This is a genomic window from Camelimonas lactis (genome assembly GCF_004342915.1).
GTDB classification, from domain to species: Bacteria; Pseudomonadota; Alphaproteobacteria; order Rhizobiales; family Beijerinckiaceae; genus Camelimonas; species Camelimonas lactis.
The window spans coordinates 1-2,638 of record NZ_SLWL01000045.1 but is presented as its reverse complement, the minus strand read 5'-3'; the positions used below and the strand labels follow the sequence as shown (position 1 = coordinate 2,638).

At 54.3% G+C, this 2,638-nt stretch carries 3 protein-coding genes; 1 reads left to right on the top strand and 2 read right to left on the bottom strand.

Annotation, left to right across the window (positions count from 1 at the left end; genetic code table 11):
• Positions 1–521: 521 nt before the first annotated feature.
• Together EV666_RS18040 and EV666_RS18390 are read right to left on the bottom strand one after the other, a co-directional pair.
• Complete coding sequence (locus EV666_RS18040) at positions 522–764, bottom strand: hypothetical protein (RefSeq protein ID WP_132011032.1); 243 nt, start codon at positions 762–764, stop codon at positions 522–524.
• A gap of 27 nt (positions 765–791) precedes the next feature.
• The gene (locus EV666_RS18390; protein WP_165910084.1) at positions 792–941 is read right to left on the bottom strand and encodes a hypothetical protein; all 150 of its coding nucleotides are present in this window, start codon (positions 939–941) and stop codon (positions 792–794) included.
• 1,151 nt (positions 942–2,092) lie between these two features.
• On the opposite strand from EV666_RS18390, the gene EV666_RS18030 reads away from it, so the two are divergent.
• Positions 2,093–2,302: a cold-shock protein gene (locus tag EV666_RS18030; protein WP_132011028.1), complete on the top strand. Its 210-nt coding sequence runs from the start codon at positions 2,093–2,095 to the stop codon at positions 2,300–2,302.
• Positions 2,303–2,638 lie beyond the last annotated feature (336 nt).

The following is a 2,638-nucleotide window of genomic DNA, read 5'->3' as shown; positions in this document are numbered from 1 at the left end:
TAAACTCTGAAATCGGCATATGTCGAAGCCCTCAAACGCTTCGAGCATCACCATTCGCACCCCAGAGCGAAAGGTGGCGCCGGGACACCGCTTACCCAAGATTGACGCTGCGATGGCGATGTACCGGCAGCTTGAAAACCACCCTCAGGACGTTGTTGTCCGGGCATTCATCGAGGGGGCCGCGCTCACTGACAGGGGAGCGCTGACCTACTGGTATAACTGCCGGAGAAAGAGGAGCCGGGAGCGATCGGGTGCGTGAGAAAATGAACCTTCGGTGATACAGGTAAAAACCCACACCACCCACGTTGCGATATGTAATCCGCAAATGTTCTATATGGGTGTAGGGCCATCAACATTTACGGATTAGGGGCGTCACCTTCGCTGTTCATCCTGCCGGCAATATAATTCGGCCATGCTGCGCCGGCGTCAAGCTAGGTGCTGTCGCTGCAGTGAGAATTATATTTTCGGCAGGATGAACAACAGACCACTCCCTATATACAACGAAAACGTCTGACCAGTTTTTATAGCGCAGACCGCCCTCGCCCTGCGCCCAGACGCCCCAGTCTTCGTACATGGACCTCATTTCCATCGCTATCGCTGATGGACATGGCGTCTGGTTGCTGTGGCATGTTAAGGGACGTCGAAAGCCTTACTGCCTGCTCAATCGCGTCTTCAAGATTTGCAGCATCGAGCGTCTCTTGCCCGACCACAGCATGCGCCTTGTCCGTATCGCGAATCCGATAGAACTTGATGACGACCTTCATTGCCAGCTCCTGACGCCCAGATCGCAATCACCAGCGCGTTTTGCCCTTGGCGCGCTTCGTATTTATGTTTGCCGCACCCCCATCCTGACTGACAAACAGCCCGGCGGGCTGCGGAGCGGACTTCTCCTGCTTTGGTTTTTTAATCTCGCGATTGCCTCTCCGCTGTTCTTTAGCCATGACTACGAATCCTTTCAACCAAAGTCCGCCCCTTTGCCGCGCTAAGCGAAGCAACTGGCCTTATGTCGTCCTGGGTCACCATTCTTTCGTGGCGCTCTACATCGCTGCGAATACGATACTGCGGAGACGACCCGCTTGGCGGAAAAATTCTGGTAATATGGTAGACAACATCGGCTTCTTTAAACGCATTAAATAGTATAACCGACTGACCTACCGCGTATATATGAGACTCACGACCCGCCATCATTTGACTCAAGGCGTCTCCGTGTTTTCTTTTAGATTTCATTTCAGCACGACCTTTAACAAAAATATGATTATATTTGAAACTTCCGGAGCAACGCAATGACCCCGAAATCTATCTCGCCATTTTGACTTGACGATAAAAAGCCCCGCAGAGCGGGGCAGCCGATTGCGCCTCAACCGTCAACTCTAGAGGCATCGCTACAAAAAGCGGGGTTTGGCGGCTCCAACGTCGACCAGCGCATCATCCGGGCTCTCCGCGCCTTGGCATGATGGGCCAGAAGCGTTACGTGGAGCATCGGCGTCTGATCCGGCTCCGACAGATCGACTGCTGGCGTCGCCGTGCTGCGGCCCAATGTATTTTTGGTCATCTGGCACACCCTTGCTCGCTATACAAACATAAACCCCTTCTAAAAGCAGATGACGCACCCTCTGCTGGGCGTCCAATCACGCCCGCCCTCCCGCTTCCCCGGGGCCTCCCGGCTGGGTGGGATCGACCTCCGGGAGTGTTTCCACTGCATTTAGCGGCTGGTTGTCTTGGGTGGCCATGCTTCCCTCCACGGGGCAGGCTATCGGGCCGCAGCGCAGGATAGGGCTGCACGGCCAGAGTGGCCCGGCAAGGCCACCCCTCTCTCTCTGCAGAACGAATGCGGTTTATCCGTGTCCGGATATTGAAACCACAACCGGCCAGACAATCTGCTGAAAAAAAAATGGGCGCTTACATGCAATAATTTCCAATGCCCCCTTGCAAAAGACACAATTGTCGTATAGTAAATTCTTCACCGAGCTTGTCGACGAACTTTGTTTTTGCGCGCTAGCGCAGTTACGACTTCTTTCCTCAAATTCGTGTTCATAGGATCCGGCACATTGTCGGATGCTGAAATTCTGTGTCGATTTGAAAGGAAGTCGTCATGAATACCGGAACCGTAAAATTTTTTAACGCCAACAAGGGCTTTGGCTTTATCCAGCCGGACGACGGTAACTCCGATGTGTTTGTGCACATCTCCGCCGTAGAGCGTTCGGGCATGTCGTCCCTCTTCGATGGCCAGAAGGTGTCGTTCGACATCGTCATGGACCAGCGCAAGGGCAAGGTTGCAGCTGAGAACCTGAAGGCCGCCTGAACTGGCGCGCGCCTGGAATCAGCCCGTCTGAGCAAATTATGGGTCAGGCTATCCAGCCTGGCCCTTTTTCATATTCAGAAAGCGCGACCTCGCGAGCGCGGGAAAATCATTCCGGAAACCTTAGCCGATCCACAGCCAAGCGGATGCTCGCGCCCTAAAGAGCAGAAAATGGAGTTCTGATTTGCATAGCACTGGACATGTTGAGTTTTCCGACCGCCGCAAAGCCGCTGCAGCCGCAAAGACTGCGGATTCCACGGATGATGGGCATCGATTCCACGCGATCGTGGGCATGGATTCCACGGCATCGTGGGCATCGATTCCACGCCTCGGGCAGCC